This is a genomic window from Bradyrhizobium genomosp. I (2014), from assembly GCF_000261685.1.
In the GTDB taxonomy this organism is placed as follows: domain Bacteria; phylum Pseudomonadota; class Alphaproteobacteria; order Rhizobiales; family Xanthobacteraceae; genus Bradyrhizobium.
In genome coordinates, this window is the sequence record NZ_AJQE01000085.1 from 22,860 (window position 1) to 43,461 (window position 20,602).

15 protein-coding genes are annotated in these 20,602 nt (G+C 65.3%); 5 read left to right on the forward strand and 10 right to left on the reverse strand.

Annotation, left to right across the window (positions count from 1 at the left end):
* Window position 1 precedes the first annotated feature (1 nt).
* A complete protein-coding gene (locus IC50_RS08120; protein ID WP_035702834.1) occupies window positions 2–1,558 on the forward strand; it encodes an MDR family MFS transporter in 1,557 nt (518 codons plus the stop codon).
* Window positions 1,559–1,675: 117 nt separating this feature from the next.
* On the opposite strand, the gene IC50_RS08125 is transcribed toward IC50_RS08120, so the two are convergent.
* The 5 genes from IC50_RS08125 to pcaF form a co-directional block, all read right to left on the reverse strand.
* The gene (locus IC50_RS08125; protein WP_035702835.1) at window positions 1,676–2,767 is read right to left on the reverse strand and encodes a phosphotransferase; all 1,092 of its coding nucleotides are present in this window, start codon (window positions 2,765–2,767) and stop codon (window positions 1,676–1,678) included.
* Window positions 2,768–2,816: 49 nt separating this feature from the next.
* Window positions 2,817–4,505 (reverse strand): methyl-accepting chemotaxis protein, encoded by a 1,689-nt coding sequence (locus IC50_RS08130; protein ID WP_035702836.1) that lies wholly within the window; start codon window positions 4,503–4,505, stop codon window positions 2,817–2,819.
* Between the two features lie 254 nt (window positions 4,506–4,759).
* Complete coding sequence (gene pcaG / locus IC50_RS08135; RefSeq protein WP_085973630.1) at window positions 4,760–5,362, reverse strand: protocatechuate 3,4-dioxygenase subunit alpha; 603 nt, start codon at window positions 5,360–5,362, stop codon at window positions 4,760–4,762.
* Window positions 5,363–6,064: a protocatechuate 3,4-dioxygenase subunit beta gene (pcaH, locus tag IC50_RS08140; protein ID WP_035702837.1), complete on the reverse strand. Its 702-nt coding sequence runs from the start codon at window positions 6,062–6,064 to the stop codon at window positions 5,363–5,365.
* Window positions 6,065–6,270: 206 nt separating this feature from the next.
* Window positions 6,271–7,479 (reverse strand): 3-oxoadipyl-CoA thiolase, encoded by a 1,209-nt coding sequence (gene pcaF / locus IC50_RS08145; protein WP_035702838.1) that lies wholly within the window; start codon window positions 7,477–7,479, stop codon window positions 6,271–6,273.
* A gap of 215 nt (window positions 7,480–7,694) precedes the next feature.
* Here pcaF and mutS point away from each other — a divergent pair, with 215 nt between their 5' ends.
* Window positions 7,695–10,433: a DNA mismatch repair protein MutS gene (gene mutS, locus IC50_RS08150; protein ID WP_035702839.1), complete on the forward strand. Its 2,739-nt coding sequence runs from the start codon at window positions 7,695–7,697 to the stop codon at window positions 10,431–10,433.
* Between the two features lie 94 nt (window positions 10,434–10,527).
* Here the strand turns inward: mutS and IC50_RS08155 are convergent, their stop codons facing one another.
* From IC50_RS08155 to IC50_RS08165, 3 genes are all read right to left on the reverse strand, one after another.
* Window positions 10,528–12,204 (reverse strand): methyl-accepting chemotaxis protein, encoded by a 1,677-nt coding sequence (locus tag IC50_RS08155; protein ID WP_085973631.1) that lies wholly within the window; start codon window positions 12,202–12,204, stop codon window positions 10,528–10,530.
* Between the two features lie 382 nt (window positions 12,205–12,586).
* Window positions 12,587–13,396, reverse strand: coding sequence for a hypothetical protein (locus IC50_RS08160; protein WP_035702845.1), 810 nt, complete (start codon window positions 13,394–13,396; stop codon window positions 12,587–12,589).
* 168 nt (window positions 13,397–13,564) lie between these two features.
* On the reverse strand, window positions 13,565–14,074 hold the full coding sequence (locus tag IC50_RS08165) for an OsmC family protein (protein ID WP_035702846.1): 510 nt from the start codon (window positions 14,072–14,074) through the stop codon (window positions 13,565–13,567).
* Between the two features lie 250 nt (window positions 14,075–14,324).
* Between IC50_RS08165 and IC50_RS08170 the strand changes: the two genes are divergently transcribed.
* Window positions 14,325–17,114, forward strand: coding sequence for a [protein-PII] uridylyltransferase (locus IC50_RS08170; protein WP_035702847.1), 2,790 nt, complete (start codon window positions 14,325–14,327; stop codon window positions 17,112–17,114).
* A 10-nt stretch (window positions 17,115–17,124) separates the two neighbouring features.
* Here the strand turns inward: IC50_RS08170 and IC50_RS08175 are convergent, their stop codons facing one another.
* Complete coding sequence (locus IC50_RS08175) at window positions 17,125–17,655, reverse strand: methylated-DNA--[protein]-cysteine S-methyltransferase (protein WP_035702848.1); 531 nt, start codon at window positions 17,653–17,655, stop codon at window positions 17,125–17,127.
* A gap of 99 nt (window positions 17,656–17,754) precedes the next feature.
* On the opposite strand from IC50_RS08175, the gene IC50_RS08180 reads away from it, so the two are divergent.
* Together IC50_RS08180 and IC50_RS08185 are read left to right on the forward strand one after the other, a co-directional pair.
* On the forward strand, window positions 17,755–18,111 hold the full coding sequence (locus IC50_RS08180; protein ID WP_244429557.1) for a DUF1304 domain-containing protein: 357 nt from the start codon (window positions 17,755–17,757) through the stop codon (window positions 18,109–18,111).
* Between the two features lie 193 nt (window positions 18,112–18,304).
* The gene (locus tag IC50_RS08185) at window positions 18,305–19,531 is read left to right on the forward strand and encodes an ABC transporter substrate-binding protein (RefSeq protein ID WP_035702850.1); all 1,227 of its coding nucleotides are present in this window, start codon (window positions 18,305–18,307) and stop codon (window positions 19,529–19,531) included.
* A 102-nt stretch (window positions 19,532–19,633) separates the two neighbouring features.
* On the opposite strand, the gene IC50_RS08190 is transcribed toward IC50_RS08185, so the two are convergent.
* Window positions 19,634–20,599 carry a Bug family tripartite tricarboxylate transporter substrate binding protein gene (locus IC50_RS08190; protein ID WP_035702852.1) on the reverse strand — a complete coding sequence of 322 codons (966 nt, stop codon included), beginning with the start codon at window positions 20,597–20,599 and terminating at the stop codon, window positions 19,634–19,636.
* Window positions 20,600–20,602: the final 3 nt, after the last annotated feature.

Here is a 20,602-nt window from a genome sequence, read left to right on the forward strand (position 1 = left end):
GATGTCGGACGCCAATGCCAGCCTGATGGTTCCCGGCCTGCGCCGGAACATGGTGACGATCTGCGCCATGACCGCGACCATCATGCAGGCGCTGGACACCACCATTGCCAACGTCGCTTTGCCCTACATGCAGGGCACGCTGTCGGCCTCGCAGGACCAGATCAACTGGGTGCTGACATCCTATATCGTCGCCGCCGCGATCATGACGGCGCCGGTGGGCTGGATCGCCAACCGCTTCGGCCGCAAGCGCATCTTCATCATCTGCTCGGCCGGCTTCACCATGGCCTCCGTGCTGTGCGGGCTCGCGCAGGACATCAACCAGATGGTGCTGTTCCGCCTGCTGCAAGGCGTGTTCGGCGCCGCGCTGGTGCCGTTGTCGCAGTCGGTGATGCTCGACTATTACACGCTCCAGGAGCGCGCCAAGGCGATGTCGATCTGGGGCATGGGCGTGATGATGGGTCCGATCATGGGTCCGTCATTGGGCGCGTGGCTGACCGAGACCTATTCCTGGCACTGGGTGTTCTTCGTCAATCTGCCGTTCGGCGCCATCACCGTGCTCGGGCTGATCATCTTCATGGACGAGACCAGGAAGGACCTCAGCCTCAAATTCGACTGGTTCGGTTTCGCCGCGTTGGCGATCTCGATTGGCGCGCTGCAGCTCGCACTCGACCGCGGCGAGCAATTGGGCTGGCTCGAATCCAATGAGATTCTCGCGGAGTTCATCGTCTCGGCCGTCGCCTTCTACTTCTTCCTGGCGCATTCCTTCACGACCTCGACGCCGTTCATTCGTTTCGCGCTGTTTCGGGATCGCAACTTCGTCACCGGCTGCGTGTTCATGATCGTGATGGGGCTCGTGCTGTTCTCGACCATGGCGCTGGCCTCGCCCTACATGCAGAACGTCATCGGCTATCCGATCATCACCGCCGGCCTGCTGCTGGCGAGCCGCGGCATCGGCACCTTCTTCGCCATGATGCTGGTCGGCCGCATGATGCGCTATTTCGAGGCGCGCACGCTGATCATCGCCGGCCTGACGCTGACCGCGGGCTCGCTGTTCCAGATGACAGGCTGGACCGACCTGACCCAGGTGCCGGAGATCGTCACCGTCAGCGTCATCCAGGGCTTCGGCTTCGGCCTCGTGTTCGTGCCGCTCTCGACCGTGGCGTTCCTGACGTTGTCGAACGAGCTGCGGACCGACGGCACCGCGATGCTGACCCTGATGCGCAACGTCGCAAGCTCGGTCGGCATCTCCGTCGTCATCGCCGAGCTGACGCAGGGCACGCGGCGGACCTATGCGATCCTTTCCGAGCACATCAATCCGTTCAACCACGCGCTGCAGATGCCCAGCGTCAGCGGCATGATCAATCTGTCCACCGACGTCGGCCGCGCCATGGCCGACCGGATGGTCAGCGTGCAGGCGCAGATCATCGCCTTCGCGCACGACTACCAGCTCGTGATGGTCTTCATCGTCTGCACCATCCCGCTCGCCTTGCTGATCGGCTCGACCAAGGCCGCGCTGCGCAAGCAGGCCGCGGGGCCGGAACATGCGGTGATGGAGTAGGCGCGCTCGATCCACACTCTCCGCTGTCGTCCCTGCGAACGCACGCGTTCGCGGGGACGACACCGAGAAGGTTGAGCCGTCATCGCGCCTCACACCGCACAGAGCGGACGGCGCGTCCTACCCCAGCAGCTCCTCGCAGCCCAAATCATCCACGGCCGCAAATATCCGCTCCAGATTGTTCCACCAGATCACAGGCGGGATATTGATGCCCCACTGCCAGACCGGCCGCGTGATCTGCCAGAGCACGGCCCAGCGGTAGTCGCGATCGAGCGCGCCGCGGGTGTAGTCGGAGACACCGCTCTCGATCAGCGCGTCGTGGTAGTGGTTGAGCATCGCGCGCTCGAGCGCCTGCCGGCGCTCCGGATACCAGTGCATCGCCATCATGTAAGCGAGGTCGTGGGTTGGAACGTTGATGCTCCACAGGTCGAAATCGAAGATGCGCACGGTATCGGCAACGCCGGTGCGCGGCAGCAGGAAGTTCCAGATATGGGCATCGCCATGGGTGATGCTGAGGCGACGGCGTGAGTGGTAGCGCTGCGACAGCAGGTCGGACCGATCGATCAGGCGACGATAGAGGATGCGCCGCTCCTCACTGAGGCGGTCACCGAGAGAATCGGCAAAGCGGTCGTAATGGCCCGCGAAGGTCTCCATCCGCGCCGCACTGTCCTCGGGGCTCGCCCAGGTGCCGACGCTGTCGCCGAGGCTCGGATGGTCCCACCACGCCGCGTGCCAGCGCGCGAGCGTGGTGACGATCGCGATCGCCTGATCGCGAGACGGCGGCAGCGGCCACACCGTCGCGATGTCGTGGCTGTCGGTCAGATCCTCGAGCAGAAGATGCCAGGTGAGGCTGCCTTCGTCGAAGTGCCCGTCGAAGCAGCGGGGGACGAGTCCCGGCGGCATGCTCGGCGTCAGTTGGGTGTAGTATTCCACCTCGCGCCGGCCGCCATTGGCCAGCTTCTCGGCGAACGCGGAATTCGCCGTCTTCAGGATCAGGGATTGCGGCGCGCCGGCGGATTCGCCGACGTAACGCAGGCCAAGACGGAGAATGTGCGACACGACCGTGTCGCGCTGATGCAGCACCTTCACTTCGCGCACCGCACCGGCGTCCAGCACGCCGCCCCTGCGCAGCGCAGCGGTCAGTCGATCCGGCTCAACGACCGCCGGCAATTGTGGAAGTGTCATAACCACCATGCCCCTGTCCCGCGCCATACTGCATGATCACACTCCCGGGCACCAGCAGCGGACCTCGTGCCCGACTTCACGCGGCCGCGGTCGAGTCGCGCACGGTCCGCACCACGACCGAGCGGAACTGCTCGAGATTGGCCGCCATGCCGGCGATCGCCTGCCTGACGTCCGCGGCGCGCTGGTTGACGGAAGCGGCGTCGCGGCTGACGTTGCCGATCTTGGCCGAGACCTCCTTCGCCGCGGACGCGGACTCGGAAATCGACCGCGAGATCTCCCGCGTTGCGGCGTCCTGCTCTTCCATCGCGGCGGCGACCGAGGTCGCCATGCCATCGATCTCGACGATGTGGCCCCCCATCGCCTCGACGGCATCGACCGCCGCCTGCGTCGAAGTCTGGATCTCGGCGATCAGCCGGCCGATCTCCTCGGTGGACTTGGCGGTCTGGTCGGACAGGGATTTCACCTCGGCAGCGACCACGGCGAAGCCGCGGCCGGCCTCGCCCGCGCGCGCCGCCTCGATCGTGGCGTTGAGCGCGAGGAGGTTGGTCTGGCCCGCGATGCCGCCGATGAGGTCGGAAACCTCGGAGATCTTCTTCACCGAACCCGCCAGCGCCTGGATGGTCGAACGCGCCTGCTCGCGTCCGGCAACCGCGGATTTGGTGACCGTGCTGGTTCGCGCGACTTGGCTCGCGATCTCGCGGATCGAAGCACTGAGCTCTTCGGCCGCGGCCGAGACGGTCTGCGAGCTGCCGAGCGCCTGGGTGGAAGCCGCCGCGACCGCCTGCGACTGCGCAGAGAGCGAACTTGCAATCTCGGACAGGCTGGCGGCCGCCCGTTCCACGCCATGGCTCGCCGCGCTCGCCGTGTCGACCGAGCGGCCGGTCTCGCGCTCGACGGTCTCGGCCATCTGGTGCAGGGCGGAACGCTTGGCCAGCGCCGCCTCCTGCTCCTGCCGCAACTGTTCTTCGCGCAGGCGAAAGTTTTCGACCGCCGCCTGCTTGAACACCTGGAGCGCACCCGCCATCGAGCCGACCTCGTCCCGGCGGTGCGCGAACGGAATGTCGGCGGCGAGATCGCCGGTCGCGAGCTTCTGCATCGTATCCGTCATGCGCACGATCGGACGGACCACGCCGAGGGCCACGCCGAGCAGGCCCGCAGCGATGAAGGCGAGAACGGCGGCGGAGACGCCGAGGAGGACATAGAGGATGGAGCTGTCGCGGTCCGCGGCCAGCTTCTCCATGGCGGCATTCCGCTTGTTGGCGCTCTCGACGATGCTGTCGATCACGGCGCGATGCCCCGTATAGGCGTCCTTGAGCTGCGCGTAGGCGCGCTCGGACGCCGCCGCGTCCTTGGCCTTGAGGGCCGGCAGGAGCCGGTCGGACGCCTTCCAGAACTTCTGCACCTCGGCGTCGGACTTCGACACCAGCGCCGTCTTCAGGTCGGCCGAGAGGCTGGAGGAGACCCAGAACGCCTTGCGTTCATCGTAGTCCTTGCGAAGCTGGACCAGGCGTTCGCCGTGGGCCGCCAGTTGATCCGGCTCGCGCATGGCCAGGGTCGCCTCGAGATAGGATTCGATGACATATTCCGGTGGCGGCAGAATGTCCGCGATCAGGTCGTTGCCCAGCTTGATGTCGGAGTAGAGCGGGCCGCCGACCTTGAGCTCGCGCAGCGCATAGAGGCTGGTGGAGACGACCGCAGTGAACCCGATGGCGAGCACGATCCCGAACGCGATGATCGCGGAGGACAGCGAAAGGCGAAATTTCATGAAAATAATCCGGTGCGCGTCGAAACAGCGCTAACCCTAACCGGATACGGTAAATACGGGATTTCGCGGGGACGAAATCTCCGAAAAGAATGCTCGCAAAACTACGGGCACAGGGCGTCGAATAATCTTTTTTGAGTCAGTGAGGCTGACGTACAGGGAGGCCAGACCTCTCAAGCCGGCTTCGATGCAGCACCGCGGTTGCGCCAGACGAGAAACGCGTGCCGGGCATCCCGACGTCGCCGGCACGCATTCGCTCAGACCTCGAAGAACACCGTCTCGTCGTCGCCCTGGAGCCGCAGGTCGAGCCGGTAGACCGCCTTACCCGCCTCGCGGACCGCGGTCAGCGTGGCGCGGCGGTCAGCCGGCACCAGCGCAAGCACGGGATCGGCGGCGTTACCGGTCTCGTCGCTGAAATAGATGCGGGTGTAGAGATGCCGCAGCATGCCGCGGCCGAACACCGCAAGCAGGATGTGCGGCGCCTGCGGCTTGCCGTCGGGATCCGGCACCCCGCCCGGCTTGATGGTCTCGAAGGCGTAGTTGCCGTCCTTGTCGGTGCCGCAGCGGGCAAAGCCGCGGAAATTCGCATTCGGCAACGCACGCTTGTCCTGCGGGTCGGCGAAGCGTCCCTGCGCATCGGCCTGCCAGATCTCCAGCATGCAATCCGGCACGGCAACGCCGTCGCCGTCGAACACGCGGCCCTCGATGCGGATGCGGTCGCCTGAGACGTCGGGGGTCAGCGTCGAGTTGGTGAACGCGTCATTCCAGGCGTACTCGCCGTTCGGCGTCAGGCCGTATTTGAAGAACGGACCGACGGTCTGCGATGGGGTGATCCCGTCGGGCTTCACGGACTCTTCCACTTAATGGTTCTCCATGGGGGTGGCGTTCTTGCCGCGCAGCACGACGTCAAAGCGGTAGCACAGCGCCCATTCGGGCTTCGTGTTCTCGAGATCGAACGACGAGACCATCCGCGCCCGCGCCTTCTCGTCCGGCACCGAGTTGAAGATCGGATCGAACGGAAACAGCGGATCGTTCGGGAAGTACATCTGCGTCACGAGGCGCGTGACGAAGGAATAGCCGAACACCGAGAGATGGATGTGCGCGGGGCGCCAGGCGTTGTGGTGATTGCCCCAGGGGTAGGCGCCAGGCTTGATGGTGACGAAGCGATAGTAGCCGGAAGCATCGCTCACGGTGCGGCCCGCCCCGGTGAAATTCGGATCGAGCGGCGCCGGGTGCTGATCACGGACATGGACATAGCGGCCGCAGGAATTGGCCTGCCAGATCTCGATCAATGAGTTCGGCACGCCGCGGCCGTCCTCGTCTCGCACATGGCCGTGCACGATGATGCGCTCGCCGAGCGGCTCGCCACTGTGCTGGCGGGTGAGATCGTCGTCGCCCTCCCGCACGGTCTCGTGTCCGTAGACCGGACCGGTCAGCTCCGACAACGTATGGCGCATCGGGATCAGGGGCTTGTTCGGCGCGCGCTTGATCGAGCTCTTGTAGTCGGGCGACAGCGGCACCGGATGCGCCTTGTTGCTGTCAGTGGGATAGATGAACGTCATTGGCGAACTCCTCCCCGGCCATTGTAGTCCGGCCGGACAACGCTTCCGCCAATCATTATAGGATATAACTAATTTGGGGAAGCGGGTTTCACGGCTTCCCGAAGCTGTCATTCCGGGGCAGCCCGCAAGGGCTGAACCCGGAACCCGGAGATCCCGGATTCCACTCTAACGAGCGGCTCCGGGATGATGAGACGCCGCGCGTCTCGTCAGTTCAGCTTCTCGATCGCAACCGCGACGCCCTGGCCGACGCCGACACACATGGTGGCGAGCGCCAGCTTGCCGCCGCGCTTCTCCATGCCGTGCACGGCGGTGAGGGCGAGGCGGGCGCCACTCATGCCGAGCGGATGGCCGAGCGCGATGGCGCCGCCATGCGGATTGACGAAATCGGCGTCGTCCTTGACCCCGAGCTGGCGCAGGCAGGCGATGCCCTGCGAGGCGAAGGCTTCGTTGAGCTCGATCAGGTCGAAATCGCTGATCTTCTTGCCGAGCCGCTCCATCAGCTTGCGGGTGGCCGGAACGGGACCAATGCCCATGATGCGCGGCGGCACGCCGGCCGAAGCGAGGCCGAGGATGCGTGCCCGCGGCGTCAGGCCGTGCTTCTTCACCGCAGCTTCGGAGGCCAGGATCATGGCGGCGGCGCCGTCATTGACGCCGGACGCGTTGCCGGCCGTCACGGTGCCGGGATTGCGCACGATCGGCTTCAGCTTGGCGAGGCCTTCCAGCGTGGTCTCGGGACGCGGATGCTCGTCCTTGTCGATCGTAACAGGGCCGGCCTTGCCGCCGGGAATGGTGATCGGGATGATTTCCTCGGCGAAATAGCCCGCCGCGATCGCCGCGCCCGCGCGCTGCTGCGAGCGAATGGCGAAGGCGTCCTGGTCGGCGCGCGAAACCTGGAATTCCTCGGCGACGTTCTCGCCGGTCTCAGGCATGGCATCGACGCCGTACTGCGCCTTGAGCAGCGGATTGATGAAGCGCCAGCCGATGGTGGTGTCGAAGATTTCGGCGGAGCGCGAGAAGGCTTCCTGCGCCTTGCCCATCACGAAGGGCGCGCGCGTCATCGACTCGACGCCGCCGGCGATGGCGAGCTCGATCTCGCCGGCGCGGATGGCGCGGCCCGCTGCGCCGACTGCATCCAGCCCCGAAGCGCAGAGCCGGTTCAGGGTCTGGCCGGGAACCGAATCCGGCAGGCCCGCCAGCAGCAGCGCCATGCGCGCGACGTTGCGGTTGTCCTCGCCGGCCTGGTTGGCGCAGCCGAAGAACACTTCGTCCACCTGCGCCCAATCGAGATTGGGGTGCTTTGCCATCAACGCCTTGATGGGGGCTGCGGCCAGATCGTCGGCACGCACCTTGGCGAGCGAGCCGCCGAAACGGCCGATCGGGGTCCGCACGGCATCACAGATAAAGACGTCACGCATCGTTGTTCTCCCTGAATGCCGCGGCCCGGCCAAATTCTTCAATGTCGGCGGAGTTTTAGGAGGGCGCCCGCGGCAGGTCAATTGACTGATGCGCGCGTGTTCCGAGGGGGCTGCACGCCGCAAGCGCATGCCACCGTGCGGACAACGTGGAAAACCTCGCCTCTCCGGCCAAAGCGATAGGAGCAGGTGCCGAAATTTTGTAGGTTGCGCCGCCCATGACGATGCAACAGCCGATACCTGTCCCGCCCCCCGACGACACGCCCGCGCCGCAGGCCGAAGCCGCCGCGCGCGTCACGCCGATGATGGAACAGTACCTTGAGATCAAGGCGGCGCATCAGGGCTTGCTGCTGTTCTACCGGATGGGCGACTTTTACGAGCTGTTCTTCGAGGACGCCGAGATCGCCTCCAGGACGCTCGGCATCGTCCTGACCAAGCGCGGCAAGCATCAGGGCGCCGATATCCCGATGTGCGGCGTGCCGGTCGAGCGCTCCGAGGATTACCTGCATCGGCTCATCAGCGCCGGCCACCGGGTCGCCGTCTGCGAGCAGACCGAGGATCCCGCTGCGGCCAAGGCGCGCGGCAACAAGAGCGTGGTACGGCGCGGCGTGGTGCGGCTGGTGACGCCGGGCACGCTGACCGAGGACACGCTGCTCGACGCGCGCGCCAACAATTACCTGCTGGCGATCGCGCGCGCCCGCTCCTCGGCCGGCGGCGACCGCTTCGGCCTCGCCTGGATCGACATCTCGACCGCCGAGTTCATGGTGACGGAATGCTCCAGCGGCGAGCTCCCCGCAACGCTGGCGCGCATCAACCCGAACGAGGCGATCGTCGCCGACGCGCTCTACAACGACGGCGAGCTCGGACAGACCCTCCGCGAGCTGCCGGCCGTGACGCCACTGACCCGCGATGTCTTCGACGGTGCCACCGCCGAGAAGCGGCTATGCGACTATTTCGCGGTCGCGACCATGGACGGGCTCTCCCAGCTCACGCGCCTGGAGGCCACCGCCGCGGCCGCCGCCGTCACCTATGTCGACCGCACCCAGGTCGGCAAACATCCGCCGCTGTCGCCGCCCGCGCGCGAGGCTTCCGGCGCGACCATGGCGATCGATCCGGCCACCCGCGCCAATCTCGAGCTGACGCGGACGCTGGCGGGCGAGCGCCGCGGCTCGCTGCTCGACGCCATCGACTGCACGGTGACCTCGGCGGGGTCGCGCCTGCTCGCACAGCGCCTGGCGGCGCCACTGACGGATGCCCCGGCGATCGCCCGACGGCTCGACGCGGTCAGCGCCTTCGTTGCCGATTCCGCGGCGCGCGAGGACATTCGCAGCATCCTGCGCGGCGCGCCCGACATGTCGCGCGCTTTGGCTCGGCTCTCGGTCGGCCGCGGCGGACCACGCGATCTCGCCGGCATCCGCGACGACATCATCGCCGCCGACCAGGTGCTGACACGGCTCTCCGAACTGGACGAGCCGCCGCAGGAGATCGCGGCCGTGATGGCAGCGCTGCAAAGGCCGTCGCGCGCGCTCGCATCCGAATTTACCCGTGCGCTCGACGATCAGCTGCCGCTGATCAAGCGTGATGGCGGCTTCGTTCGCCAGGGCTTTGAGCCCGCGCTCGACGAGGCGCGAAACCTGCGCGACGCCTCGCGCCTCGTGGTCGCCTCGATGCAGGCGCGCTACGCCGACGACACCGGCGTCAAGGCCCTGAAGATTCGCCACAACAACGTGCTCGGCTATTTCGTCGAGGTCACGGCGCAGCACGGCGACAAGCTGATGTCGCCGCCGCTGAACACCACCTTCATCCATCGCCAGACGCTGGCAGGGCAGGTGCGCTTCACCACCTCCGAGCTCGGCGAGATCGAAGCCAAGATCGCCAATGCCGGCGATCGCGCGCTCGGGCTAGAGCTCGAAATCTTCGAGCGGCTCTGTGCGAAAGCGCTCGAGATCAGCGACGATCTGCGCGCTGCGGCGCAGGGTTTTGCGCTGCTCGACGTCGCGACGTCGCTCGCCAGGCTGGCGGTGGACGAGAACTATGTGCGGCCCGAGGTCGACGGCTCGCTCAGCTTCGCCATCGAGGCCGGCCGCCATCCCGTGGTCGAGCAGGCCCTGAAGCGCAACGGCGAGCCGTTCATCGCCAATGCCTGCGACCTGTCGCCTGCGCCGGCGCAGAAGTCAGGCCAGCTCTGGCTGCTCACCGGTCCCAACATGGCCGGTAAATCGACCTTCCTGCGCCAGAATGCGCTGATCGCGCTGATGGCGCAGATCGGCAGCTTCGTGCCGGCCACGCGCGCGCGGGTCGGCATCGTCGACCGCCTGTTCTCCCGCGTCGGCGCCGCCGACGATCTCGCCCGCGGCCGCTCCACCTTCATGGTCGAAATGGTCGAGACCGCGGCGATCCTGAATCAAGCCGGCGAACGCTCGCTCGTCATCCTAGACGAGATCGGTCGCGGCACCGCGACCTTCGACGGCCTCTCGATCGCCTGGGCCGCGATCGAGCACCTGCACGAGAGCAACCGCTGCCGGACGCTATTCGCCACGCACTATCACGAGCTAACCGCACTCTCGGCCAAGCTGCCGCGGATGTTCAACGCGACGGTGCGGGTGAAGGAGTGGCAGGGCAACGTCGTGTTCCTGCACGAGGTGCTGCCGGGCTCGGCAGACCGCTCCTACGGCATCCAGGTCGCCAAGCTCGCCGGCCTGCCGCCGGCGGTCATCACGCGCGCCAAATCCGTGCTCTCCAAGCTGGAGGCGCAGGACCGCGGCCAGACCGCGCGAGCCTTGGTGGACGACCTGCCGCTGTTCGCCGTCCCCTCGCGCGCCGCCGCGGAAGCCGCGCCGCCGAGCGAGGCCGAGTTGCTCATGGAGGCGGTGAAGGCGCTGCACCCCGACGAGATGTCGCCGCGCGAGGCACTGGACGCGCTCTATGCGTTGAAGGCCAGGCTGCCGAAGCAATAGTGGTATCGTAGCCCGGATGAGCGAAGCGACATCCGGGGACGTATGTCCTGCATATCGCTGCGCTCATGCGGGCTACAAATGCAGGCTGGATAGCCTACGCCCTTGCCGCAATTGCTGCCGCTTCCGCGGCCGCGCGCTGCATGCTGGTCGACATCTCGTTCGTCACCGTGCTCTGCTCCTCGATCGCTGCGGCGGTCGATGTCACGTACTCGCTGACATTGTTGATCGCCTGCTTGATCGAACCGAGCGCGCTGACGACGTCGCCGGAAATGCTGTTGAGGCTGCCGATCTCCTCGCCGATCTTGTCAGTCGCCTGCTTGGCCTGGTTGGCGAGGCTCTTGACTTCGGAAGCGACCACCGCGAAGCCGCGGCCGGCCTCGCCTGCGCGGGCTGACTCGATCGTGGCGTTGAGCGCGAGCAGGTTGATCTGCCCGGTGATGCTGTTGATCATCTCGACGATGCCGCTCATCGCCTGCGCAGCTTCGGTGAGGCGCTGGGCCTGCGCGTCGGCGGAGGAGACCTGCTCGACCGCGCTCATCGCCGTTTCCCGGGATTTGGTCATCGCCTCGGAGATCTCCCGCACCGAGGCGTTGAGCTCCTCCGAGCCGGCGGCGACCGATTCCATCATGCCGCGGACGCGCTCATTGCCCATGCGGACCAGCACCTGCCGCGTGGTGTCGGTGGCGTATTTCACCACCTTGAACGGCTTGCCGTTGAGATCGAGGATAGGGTTGTACGAGGCCTGGATATAGACCTCCTTGCCGCCCTTGCCGATGCGCTTGTATTCGGCCGCCTGGTATTCGCCGCGATTGAGCGCGGCCCAGAACTCGCGATAGCCGGCTCCATCGCGCTCCGAGGGCTCGACGAACATGCTGTGATGCTGGCCCTTGATCTCGGCCAGCGAATAGCCGAGCGCGCCGAGGAAATTGGCGTTCGCGGTGATGATCGTGCCGTCCATGTTGAACTCGATCACCGCCTGGGCCTTGTCGATCGCGGCGATCTGGCCGGCGAGATCGGCATTCTTCAGCTTGTCCGCTGTGACGTCGGTGGCGAATTTGACGACGCCGAACGGCTTGCCGTTCTCGTCGAGCAGCGGATTGTAGGACGCGAGAATCCAGACCTCGCGGCCGCCCTTGCCGATACGCTTGAACTCCCCGGCCTGGTAATCACCTCGGTTGAGCGCGGCCCAGAACTCGCGATAGGCGGTGCCGTTGCGCTCGGCCTCGGGCACGAACAGGCCGTGATGCTTGCCCTCGATCTCGGCCGGCGAATAGCCGAGCGCCTTGCAGAAATTCTCGTTGGCGGTGACGACGGTGCCGTCGAGCTTGAATTCGATGACGGCCTGGGCGCGGCCGATGGCGGCGATCTTCGACGCATCCGTCATGCTCCGGATCTTCCTCGCCGTGATGTCGGTTGCAATCTTGGTGACCATCACCGCCTTGCCGTTGCCGTCGAGCACCGGATTGTAGGATGCTTCGATCCAGACCTCGCGGCCCCCCTTCGCGATCCGCTTGAACTCGCGCGCCTGATACTCGCCACGGTTCAATGCAGCCCAGAACGCCTTGTACTCGGCGGTGCCCCGCTGATCGGCCGGCACGAACATGGAGTGATGCTTGCCCTGAATCTCGTCGAGCCGATAACCGAGGGCGTCGAGAAAGTTCTTGTTCGCCGTGATGATCGAGCCATCGAGATTGAATTCGATCATGGCCTGCGAACGGCCGATGGCGTCGAGCCGTGCCTGTGCATCACCGTGGGACTTGCGACCGAACATCAAGGAATCTCCATCTCGAAATAGCGTGGACGGCTCGTAGGGGAAGTAAAAATTGCGGCGACACAGCCGTATTCAAATCGACAATTCCCGCGAGTCCCTGCACTCGGATGCAGCTAGGACGAGTTCGCGCTGACGACAGCGGAGCGGGTACGCTGAGTCATTCGTAAGCGAAAAGCTCGAACAAAGTTCTAATACAAGTGTCGGAAATTGGCGGGACCTGGAACGGTCTCTGCTCGCGTCGCGATCAGTCCCGGCCGGCGGCCCGACTTGAAATGACACATCTCATTCAATGGCTTGCGAAGACGCTGCATTGCCCTCGAGCATGAGATAGATATTCCCGGACATGACTTTTCGCGACACGGCGGCGCGCTGATCCGTAGTCTCACGGCGTCGGCCGCGCCTTGCGCACCGCGCGCCGACCAATCCCCCACAGCGTCAGATTCCAGACGACGCAAGTGCCGAGCGCGAAGCTCAAACCGATCGCGGAGCCGAACCACACGACTGCAACGTGCAGAACGGCGATGGCCATGCCAAATCCGAGCAGGCCCCAGGCGGAGTTGGCAAGCACGGCGGCCGTCGGCGGTCCACCGATGCGGGGATGCAGGATCACCATGATGCTGGAGAACACCACGGGATAGAGCGCGATGATGCCGCTGATGCGAGGGCCGACCCAGCTCGATGTCGAGACCACGATGGCGACGAGGGTCGCAACCAGCGCAGCGCGCATGGGCACGTCGTACCAGCGGCGCGTCACCAGGGGCATCTTCACATGGCGATAGCCGGCCAAGAGCGGAATGCAGATGCCGAACGCGATCAAATTGACGGCGAGCCCAGCGGGGAGCGACCAGTCGAACTGGCGGATGATCGATGCAAGCACGATCCAGACCGCGATTGCGCTTCCACAACTCACGAGAAGCCCATGTCGCTGCGCCAGCACGACATAGGTGAGCGCGAGAACGATCGTCGCCGCATTGACCGGCAGGCTCGCCAGCGCACCCTGCGCGATGAAGGCGGCGTCATGATCGATCGCGAGGAAGACGTAGGAGGGACCGGCCGACACCGGCAGGGTCGCGACCAGCGCACCGATCACCGGCCCGGAGCGTTCGGTGACGATCGACGCCGTCACCACGAACGCTGCCGCGATCGCCATGCGCAGAAGAAGGAAGAGGAGGAAATGGAGGTCGAGAGACATTCTATCCGTCATTCCGGGGCGCGCGAAGCGCGAGCCCGGAATCCATAACCACAGGCCGTTGTGGTTCTAGAGCTGGAGCGACGACCGTCCGAAGTCACGGCGGCCTGAGGTTATGGGTTCCCGCCTACGCGGGAACGACACCATCCGTGGAGTGGCGACCTTCGCTCCTCACATCCGCTGCAGCGACACCGAGACTTTCGGGCCGTTCTTGATGGTCTGATAGACCACGCAATAACGCTCGGTGAGTTTCAACAGCAGATCGAGCTTGTCCTGCGGCGCGTCGGTATCGACCTCGAAGCGCAGCCGGATCTCGGCGAAGCCGACCGGGGTCACCTTGTCGATGCCGAGCGTGCCGCGGAAGTCGAGATCGCCCTCGGCGTAGACGTTGCCGGTCTTCAAGGGCACTTCGATCGCAGTCGCGACCGACTTGAGCGTGACGCCGGCACAGGCGACCAGGGCTTCCAGCAGCATGTCGCCGGAGCAGAGTTCGAGGCCGGAACCGCCGGTGCCCGGATGCAGACCGGCCATTGCGATGGCGCGCCCGGTCTCGACCTTGCAGGCGATGCCTTCGCTATCGGTGGAGCCCTTGGCCTTCAGCGTGATCAGCGCGGCGTTGGGATCGGTCTTGTAGCGCTCCTTGATCGGGGCTTGCATCTGGCGCAGTTGGGCAGCGTCCATCTCGTTCTCTCCCGGAAAAATCGCATCTGACGAGCGATATAGAAGGCGATCCGTTTCGTGTCAGCCCATGATTGATCGAAGCTGCCATGAACGTCCGGAGCTCAAATCCGAAAATCCAGCATATTCATTATGTTACGTCAGACCATCGAGACCGGCCCCGCGCCCCACCCATCTGTGCAGCCAAGCCCATCTGTGGCCCTCTCGCGAATGTCTCGTGACAGCGCCTGTCACCTCTTATATCCGGAGAGACATGGACAGCATCGCGACTGAGCAGAAGGCCGGGGTGGACGATCGTTTCGACACCGCGCGGATCACCGCCGCGGTCGATGCGCTTGCCGAAAATTACCAGGGGCGCGAGGACGCGTTCCGCACGGCGATGGCGCAACTGCTCAAGGCGGAACTGATCGCGGCGCGCGCGGCCGCGCAGGCAATCCTCTTGAAGGACCGTCACGGCCGGCGCTGCGCCGAGCGGCTGTGCCACGTGCAGGACGAGATCATCCGCATCCTGTATTCGGCCGCGACCCGCCATCTCTACCGCTCGCCGATCCCGAGCGGCGCCGAGCGCATGGCGGTGGTGGCGACCGGTGGCTATGGCCGCGGCCTGATGGCGCCGGAATCCGACATCGATCTGCTCTTCATCCTGCCCTACAAGCAGACCGCCTGGGGCGAGCAGGTCGCCGAAGCGATCCTGTATTGCCTCTGGGACATGGGGCTGAAGGTCGGCCACGCCACGCGCTCGGTCGACGAATCGATCCGGCAGGCGCGCGGCGACATGACGATCCGCACTGCGATCCTGGAGACGCGCTTCCTCACCGGCGACAAGCCGCTCTACGAGGAGCTGGTCGAGCGCTTCGACAAGGAAGTCGTGCAGGGCACCGCGTCGGAATTCGTCACCGCAAAGCTCGCCGAGCGCGAGGAGCGGCACCGCCGCGGCGGCCAGTCGCGCTATCTGGTCGAGCCCAACGTCAAGGACGGCAAGGGGGCCTTGCGCGATCTGCACACGCTGTTCTGGATCGCCAAATACGTCTACCGCGTGCGCGATACGAACGAGCTGGTCGGGCGCGGCGTGTTCGACGCGCAGGAATATCGCAGCTTCCGCCGCTGCGCCGATTTCCTCTGGTCGGTGCGCTGCAATCTGCACTTCTATTGCAACCGCGCCGAAGAGCGCCTCTCCTTCGACCTCCAGCGCGAGATCGCGGTGCGGCTCGGCTACACCTCGCATCCCGGCATGCAGGACGTCGAGCGCTTCATGAAGCACTACTTCCTGGTCGCCAAGGAGGTCGGCAACCTCACCGCCATCCTCTGCGCCAAGCTCGAGGACCAGCAGGCCAAGCCCGCCCCGGTGCTGAGCCGGATGATGGCGCGGTTGCGACCGACCGCGGTGAAGCGGCGCGTCCCTGACAGCGACGACTTCATCGTCGACAACAACCGCATCAACGTCGCCGCGCCCGACGTCTTCAAGAACGACCCGGTCAATTTGATCCGCATCTTCCGCCTGGCGCAGAAGAACAACCTCGCCTTCCACCCGGATGCGATGCGCGACGTCACACGGTCGCTCGGCCTGATCAATGCACAGCTGCGCGAGAATCCCGAGGCCAACCGGCTGTTCATGGAGATCCTGACCTCCGACAACGCGGAGATCGTGCTGCGGCGGATGAACGAGACCGGGGTGCTCGGCCATTTCATCCGCGCCTTCGGCAAGATCGTCTCGATGATGCAGTTCAACATGTATCATCACTACACCGTCGACGAGCACCTGATCCGCTGCATCGGCTTCCTCCAGGACATCGAGCGCGGCGGCATCGAGGAGTTCGCGCTCGCCAGCGACCTGATGCGCAAGACCCGGCCCGAGCACCGCGCGGTGATCTACATCGCGACGCTGCTGCACGACGTCGCCAAGGGGCGGCCCGAGGATCACTCGATCGCCGGCGCCAAGGTGGCCCGCCGGCTCTGCCCGCGGCTCGGCTTCAGCCCGGCCGACACCGAGCTCGTGGCATGGCTGATCGAGGAGCATCTGACGATGTCCACGGTCGCACAGTCGCGCGACCTTTCGGATCGCAAGACCATCGAGAATTTCGCCGCCGTGGTGCAGTCGGTCGAGCAGATGAAGCTCCTGACCATCCTGACCACGGCCGACATCCGCGGCGTCGGCCCGGGCGTGTGGAACGGCTGGAAGGCGCAGCTTTTGCGCTCTCTGTACTATGAGACCGAACCGGTGCTCACAGGCGGCTTCTCGGAAGTCGACCGGGGAAAACGCCTTGCCGCCGCGCAGGCCGAATTCCGAATGGCCTTCGCCGAATGGCCGAAGGACGAGCTCGACGCCTATATCGGCCGGCACTATCCCGCCTACTGGCTCAAGGTCGAGCTGCCGCGCAAGATCCGCCACGCCCGCTTCGTCCGCTCCAGCGAGCAGGCCGGCCACAAGCTCGCAATCAATGTCGGCTTCGACGAGGTGCGCGGCGTCACCGAGCTGACGATCTTCGCCGCCGACCATCCCTGGCTGCTGTCGATCATCGCGGGCGCCTGCGCCTCGGCCGGCGCCAACATCGTCGACGCCCAGATCTACACCACGACCGACGGTCGCGCGCTCGACACGATCTCGATCTCCCGGGAATACGACCGCGACGAGGACGAGGGCCGGCGCGCCACGCGCATCGGCGAGATGATCGAGGACGTGCTGGAGGGCAAGCTGCGCCTGCCCGAAGCAGTGGCGCGGCGCACCGTACGCAGCAAGGCGAGGCCGTTCGTGATCGAGCCGGAAGTGACCATCAACAACCAGTGGTCCGACCGTTACACCGTGATCGAGGTCTCCGGCCTCGACCGGCCCGGCCTGCTCTACGAGCTGACCACGGCCATCTCCAAGCTCAATCTCAACATCGCCTCCGCCCATGTCGCGACCTTCGGCGAGCGTGCGCGCGACGTGTTCTACGTCACCGACCTCCTGGGCGCGCAGATCAACGCGCCGACGCGGCAGGCCGCGATCAAGAGCGCGCTGACCCATGTGATGGCCGGCGACAAGGCGGTTCAGCCGGCGGCGTGAGCGGAGAGGCCTACACCTCCACACCCTCGTGCCGCAGCAGCCAGCGCTTGCGCTCCAGTCCGCCGCCGTACTTCACCAGTGAACCATCTGCACCGATCAGCCGATGGCAAGGCAGCACCACGCTGATCGGGTTGGAACCATTGGCGTGGCCAACGGCACGAATGGCTTTGGGCATGTTGATCCTTGCGGCGAGCGCGCCATAGCTCATCGTGGTGCCGGCAGGGATGCGCGCGAGCGCGGTCCAGACCTTTTGCTGGAACGGCGTGCCGGCGATGCGCCACGCGATGCCCGAGAGCCGACCGAGTTCGCCTTCGAAATAGCCGGACAACGCCGTCCGCATACCCGCGGGCGCAGGCTGATTACTCAGATCCACCGCGCCGTAGTGCAGGCGCAACAGCCCGCGCATGCGGTGCTCGTAGTCCTCCCAGTCGAGCGCGCGCAACGCGCCTTCGGCATCGGTGACAAGCAACGCGACCCCGATCGGCGTCGCCAGGCGATCGAGGCCGAAGCGTTCAGGCGTCTTGGTTGATCGAGCGGGCATTGCGGCACCAGGCAATCGAAACACACCCATCGCACTTGCCATGCCGGCCGTGCTAGCGTCCACCCGAAAGCTGACGCTTTGGGGGAGCTCACCTTGAACCTGATCGCCAATGTCCTGGTGGCGCTGGTCGCGGCACTGCACGTCTTCTTCCTGATCCTGGAGATGTTTCTCTGGAACAGGCCGCTGGGCCTGAAAGTGTTTCGGAATTCGCCGGAGAAGGCCGAGATCACGAAGGTGCTGGCGGCCAATCAGGGCCTCTACAACGGCTTCCTGGCTGCGGGCCTGGTCTGGGGCCTCGTGCACGGCAACCCCGCCTTCGGACTTCAGGTCAAGACGTTCTTCCTGCTTTGCGTGATCGTAGCCGGCGCTTATGGCGCCGCCACCGTCAGCCCCCGCATCCTGATGGTGCAGGCGCTGCCGGCGGCGGTCGCGCTGGCTGCGTTGTTCCTGGCCTGAGACGCCTGACCCAAGACTCCCTGACCCAAGAGTCCCTGACCGAAGACTTCCTGGCCTGAGACGCTACGGCGCAGCGCTGCGATCCTTGCGTAGCGGCGAACCTTCCTCCACAATCTTCGGCAGCGATGGCGACCGTTGCAATCAACGGAGAAAGACCGTCGGCCGAAAATTCCGTCAGGAGGAACAGCCCAACATGAACAATCGCAGAGCCTTCATAGCTGCCACGGCGGCGCTCGCCTTCGTGGTCTCCACCAGCCAGGCCCTCGCCCAGAAGAAGTATGACACCGGTGCAAGCGACACCGAGATCAAGATCGGCCAGACCGTGCCGTTCTCCGGCGCCTATTCCGTCTACGCCAATATCGGCAAGACCCAGGCCGCCTACTTCAAGATGATCAACGATCAGGGCGGCATCAACGGCCGCAAGATCAACCTGATCCAGTATGACGACGCCTATTCGCCACCAAAGACCGTCGAGCAGGTGCGCAAGCTCGTCGAGGGCGACGAAGTGCTGTTCACCTTCCAACTGATCGGCACAGCCGCGAACGCGGCCGTGCAGAAGTACCTCAACGGCAAGAAGGTCCCGCAACTCCTCGCCTCGACCGGCGCCGCGCGCTTCAGCGATCCGCAGAACTATCGCTGGACCATCGCCTACAATCCCAACTACGTGTCCGAGGGGCGGATCTACGCCAAGTACATTCTCAAGGAGCATCCCAACGCCAAGATCGGCGTGCTCTACCAGAACGACGACATGGGCCGCGACTATCTGGCCGGCCTCAAGAGCGGCCTCGGCGACAAGGCCGCCAGCATGATCGTCGGCGAGGTCTCCTACGAAGTCACCGACCCGACCGTCGATTCCCAGGTGGTCAAGCTGAAGTCGATGGGGGTCGATCTGTTCTTTGATGCCTCGACGCCGAAATTCGCGGCGCAGGCGATCAAGAAGCTTGCCGATCTCGGCTGGACCCCGGTGCACATCCTCGACATCAATGCGAGCCCGGTGTCGGCAACGCTGAAGCCGGCCGGCCTCGACATCTCCAAGGGCATCATCTCGACCAATTACGGCAAGGATCCCGGCGATCCCCAGTGGAAGGACGATCCGGGCGTGAAGGCCTTCTTCGCCTTCATGGACAAGTATTTCCCGGAGGGCGACAAGCTCAACACCATCAACACCTATGCCTATTCGGTGGCCGAGCTGCTGGTGCAGGTCTTGAAGCAATGCGGCGACGACCTCACGCGCGAGAACGTGATGAAGCAGGCCGCCAACATCAAGGGCTACACGCCGAGCCTGGCGCTGCCCGGCATCAAGATCACCACCGGGCCGAACGACTACCGCGTCAACAAGCAGATGCAGATGATGAAGTTCAACGGCGAACGCTGGGAGCTGTTCGGACCGATCATCGAGGACACGGGCCCGTCGGGTTAGGCCAAGCCGGGACGCAACTGCCTCAATGCCGTCATGCCCGGGCTTGACCCGGGCATGATCGAGTCCGGCCATGACGGCGGAGCGCGTCGTGCGAGCAACGCCTCAGTTCTCGATCTTGTATCCCGTCGCTTTCACGATCGGTTGCCACGACGCGATGTTCGCTGCGAGCTCCTTCGTCAATCCGTCCGGTGTCGAGCCGACCGGAATGAGCCCGATCGCGGTGAGCTTTTCCTTCACCTCGGGCTTGGCCAGTGCGGCGCTTGCGGCGGCGCCGAGCTTGCTGGCGAGATCCGGCGGACTGCCGGCGGGAAGCCACATGCCGTACCAGGCATCGGCAACGAGATCGATGCCGCTCTCCTTCAGAGTCGGCACGTCGGGCGCAAAGGGCGAACGTTCCACGCTCGAGACCGCAATGATCTTCACGCCCCTGGCGCGATGTTGCGGCAGCGCGTCGGCCAACGTGGTGATGCCGAACGAGATGTGGCCGCCGACGAGGTCGTTGAGGATGGGCGCGCTGCCACGATAGGGCACGCGGGTCAGGGGAATACCGAGATCCTTCTCGAGCTTGGAGCCCATGAAATGCGGAATCGTGCCGTTGCTCGGCACCCCGAACGAGGTCTTGTCCGGATGCGCCTTGAGCCACGTCACAAAGCTCTTGAAATCGGTGGCGTCGACCGCCGGGTTGATCACCAGCGCAAATTCGAACCGCGCCAGCAGCGATACAGGCACAAAATCCTTGGCGGTGTCGAAGCTCGGTGTCGTCTCCACCATCGGCAGCAGGTACATGGTCGGTCCCGTCGTCACCAGCACCATGCTGCCGTCGGGGCTTGCGCCCTTCACCGCCTTGATGCCGATCAGCCCGTCGCCGCCGGTGCGATTCTCGACCACGATGGTCCGTTGCAGCACTGGGGCCATCTCCTGTGCGATCAGACGGCACAGCGTATCGCCGCCGGCCCCGGCCGCGAAGGGAAAGATGATCTTGCTCAGCCCGGCCTGCGCTTGCGCCTCGCCCGCCTGGGCCAGCAGCGGCAGCCCCAGACATCCGGCCATGAATTTGCGTCGGTCCATACG

Bases quoted from the DNA above. Each gene is read 5' to 3' on its own strand.
- IC50_RS08120 (WP_035702834.1), top strand. From the start codon at position 2: ATGTCGGACGCCAATGCCAGCCTGATGGTTCCCGGCCTGCGCCGGAAC.
- IC50_RS08125 (WP_035702835.1), bottom strand. From the start codon at position 2,767: ATGGCGCGGGACAGGGGCATGGTGGTTATGACACTTCCACAATTGCCG.
- IC50_RS08130 (WP_035702836.1), bottom strand. From the start codon at position 4,505: ATGAAATTTCGCCTTTCGCTGTCCTCCGCGATCATCGCGTTCGGGATC.
- pcaH (WP_035702837.1), bottom strand. From the start codon at position 6,064: ATGACGTTCATCTATCCCACTGACAGCAACAAGGCGCATCCGGTGCCG.
- pcaF (WP_035702838.1), bottom strand. From the start codon at position 7,479: ATGCGTGACGTCTTTATCTGTGATGCCGTGCGGACCCCGATCGGCCGT.
- mutS (WP_035702839.1), top strand. From the start codon at position 7,695: ATGACGATGCAACAGCCGATACCTGTCCCGCCCCCCGACGACACGCCC.
- IC50_RS08155 (WP_085973631.1), bottom strand. From the start codon at position 12,204: ATGTTCGGTCGCAAGTCCCACGGTGATGCACAGGCACGGCTCGACGCC.
- IC50_RS08160 (WP_035702845.1), bottom strand. From the start codon at position 13,396: ATGTCTCTCGACCTCCATTTCCTCCTCTTCCTTCTTCTGCGCATGGCG.
- IC50_RS08165 (WP_035702846.1), bottom strand. From the start codon at position 14,074: ATGGACGCTGCCCAACTGCGCCAGATGCAAGCCCCGATCAAGGAGCGC.
- IC50_RS08170 (WP_035702847.1), top strand. From the start codon at position 14,325: ATGGACAGCATCGCGACTGAGCAGAAGGCCGGGGTGGACGATCGTTTC.
- IC50_RS08175 (WP_035702848.1), bottom strand. From the start codon at position 17,655: ATGCCCGCTCGATCAACCAAGACGCCTGAACGCTTCGGCCTCGATCGC.
- IC50_RS08185 (WP_035702850.1), top strand. From the start codon at position 18,305: ATGAACAATCGCAGAGCCTTCATAGCTGCCACGGCGGCGCTCGCCTTC.
- IC50_RS08190 (WP_035702852.1), bottom strand. From the start codon at position 20,599: ATGGACCGACGCAAATTCATGGCCGGATGTCTGGGGCTGCCGCTGCTG.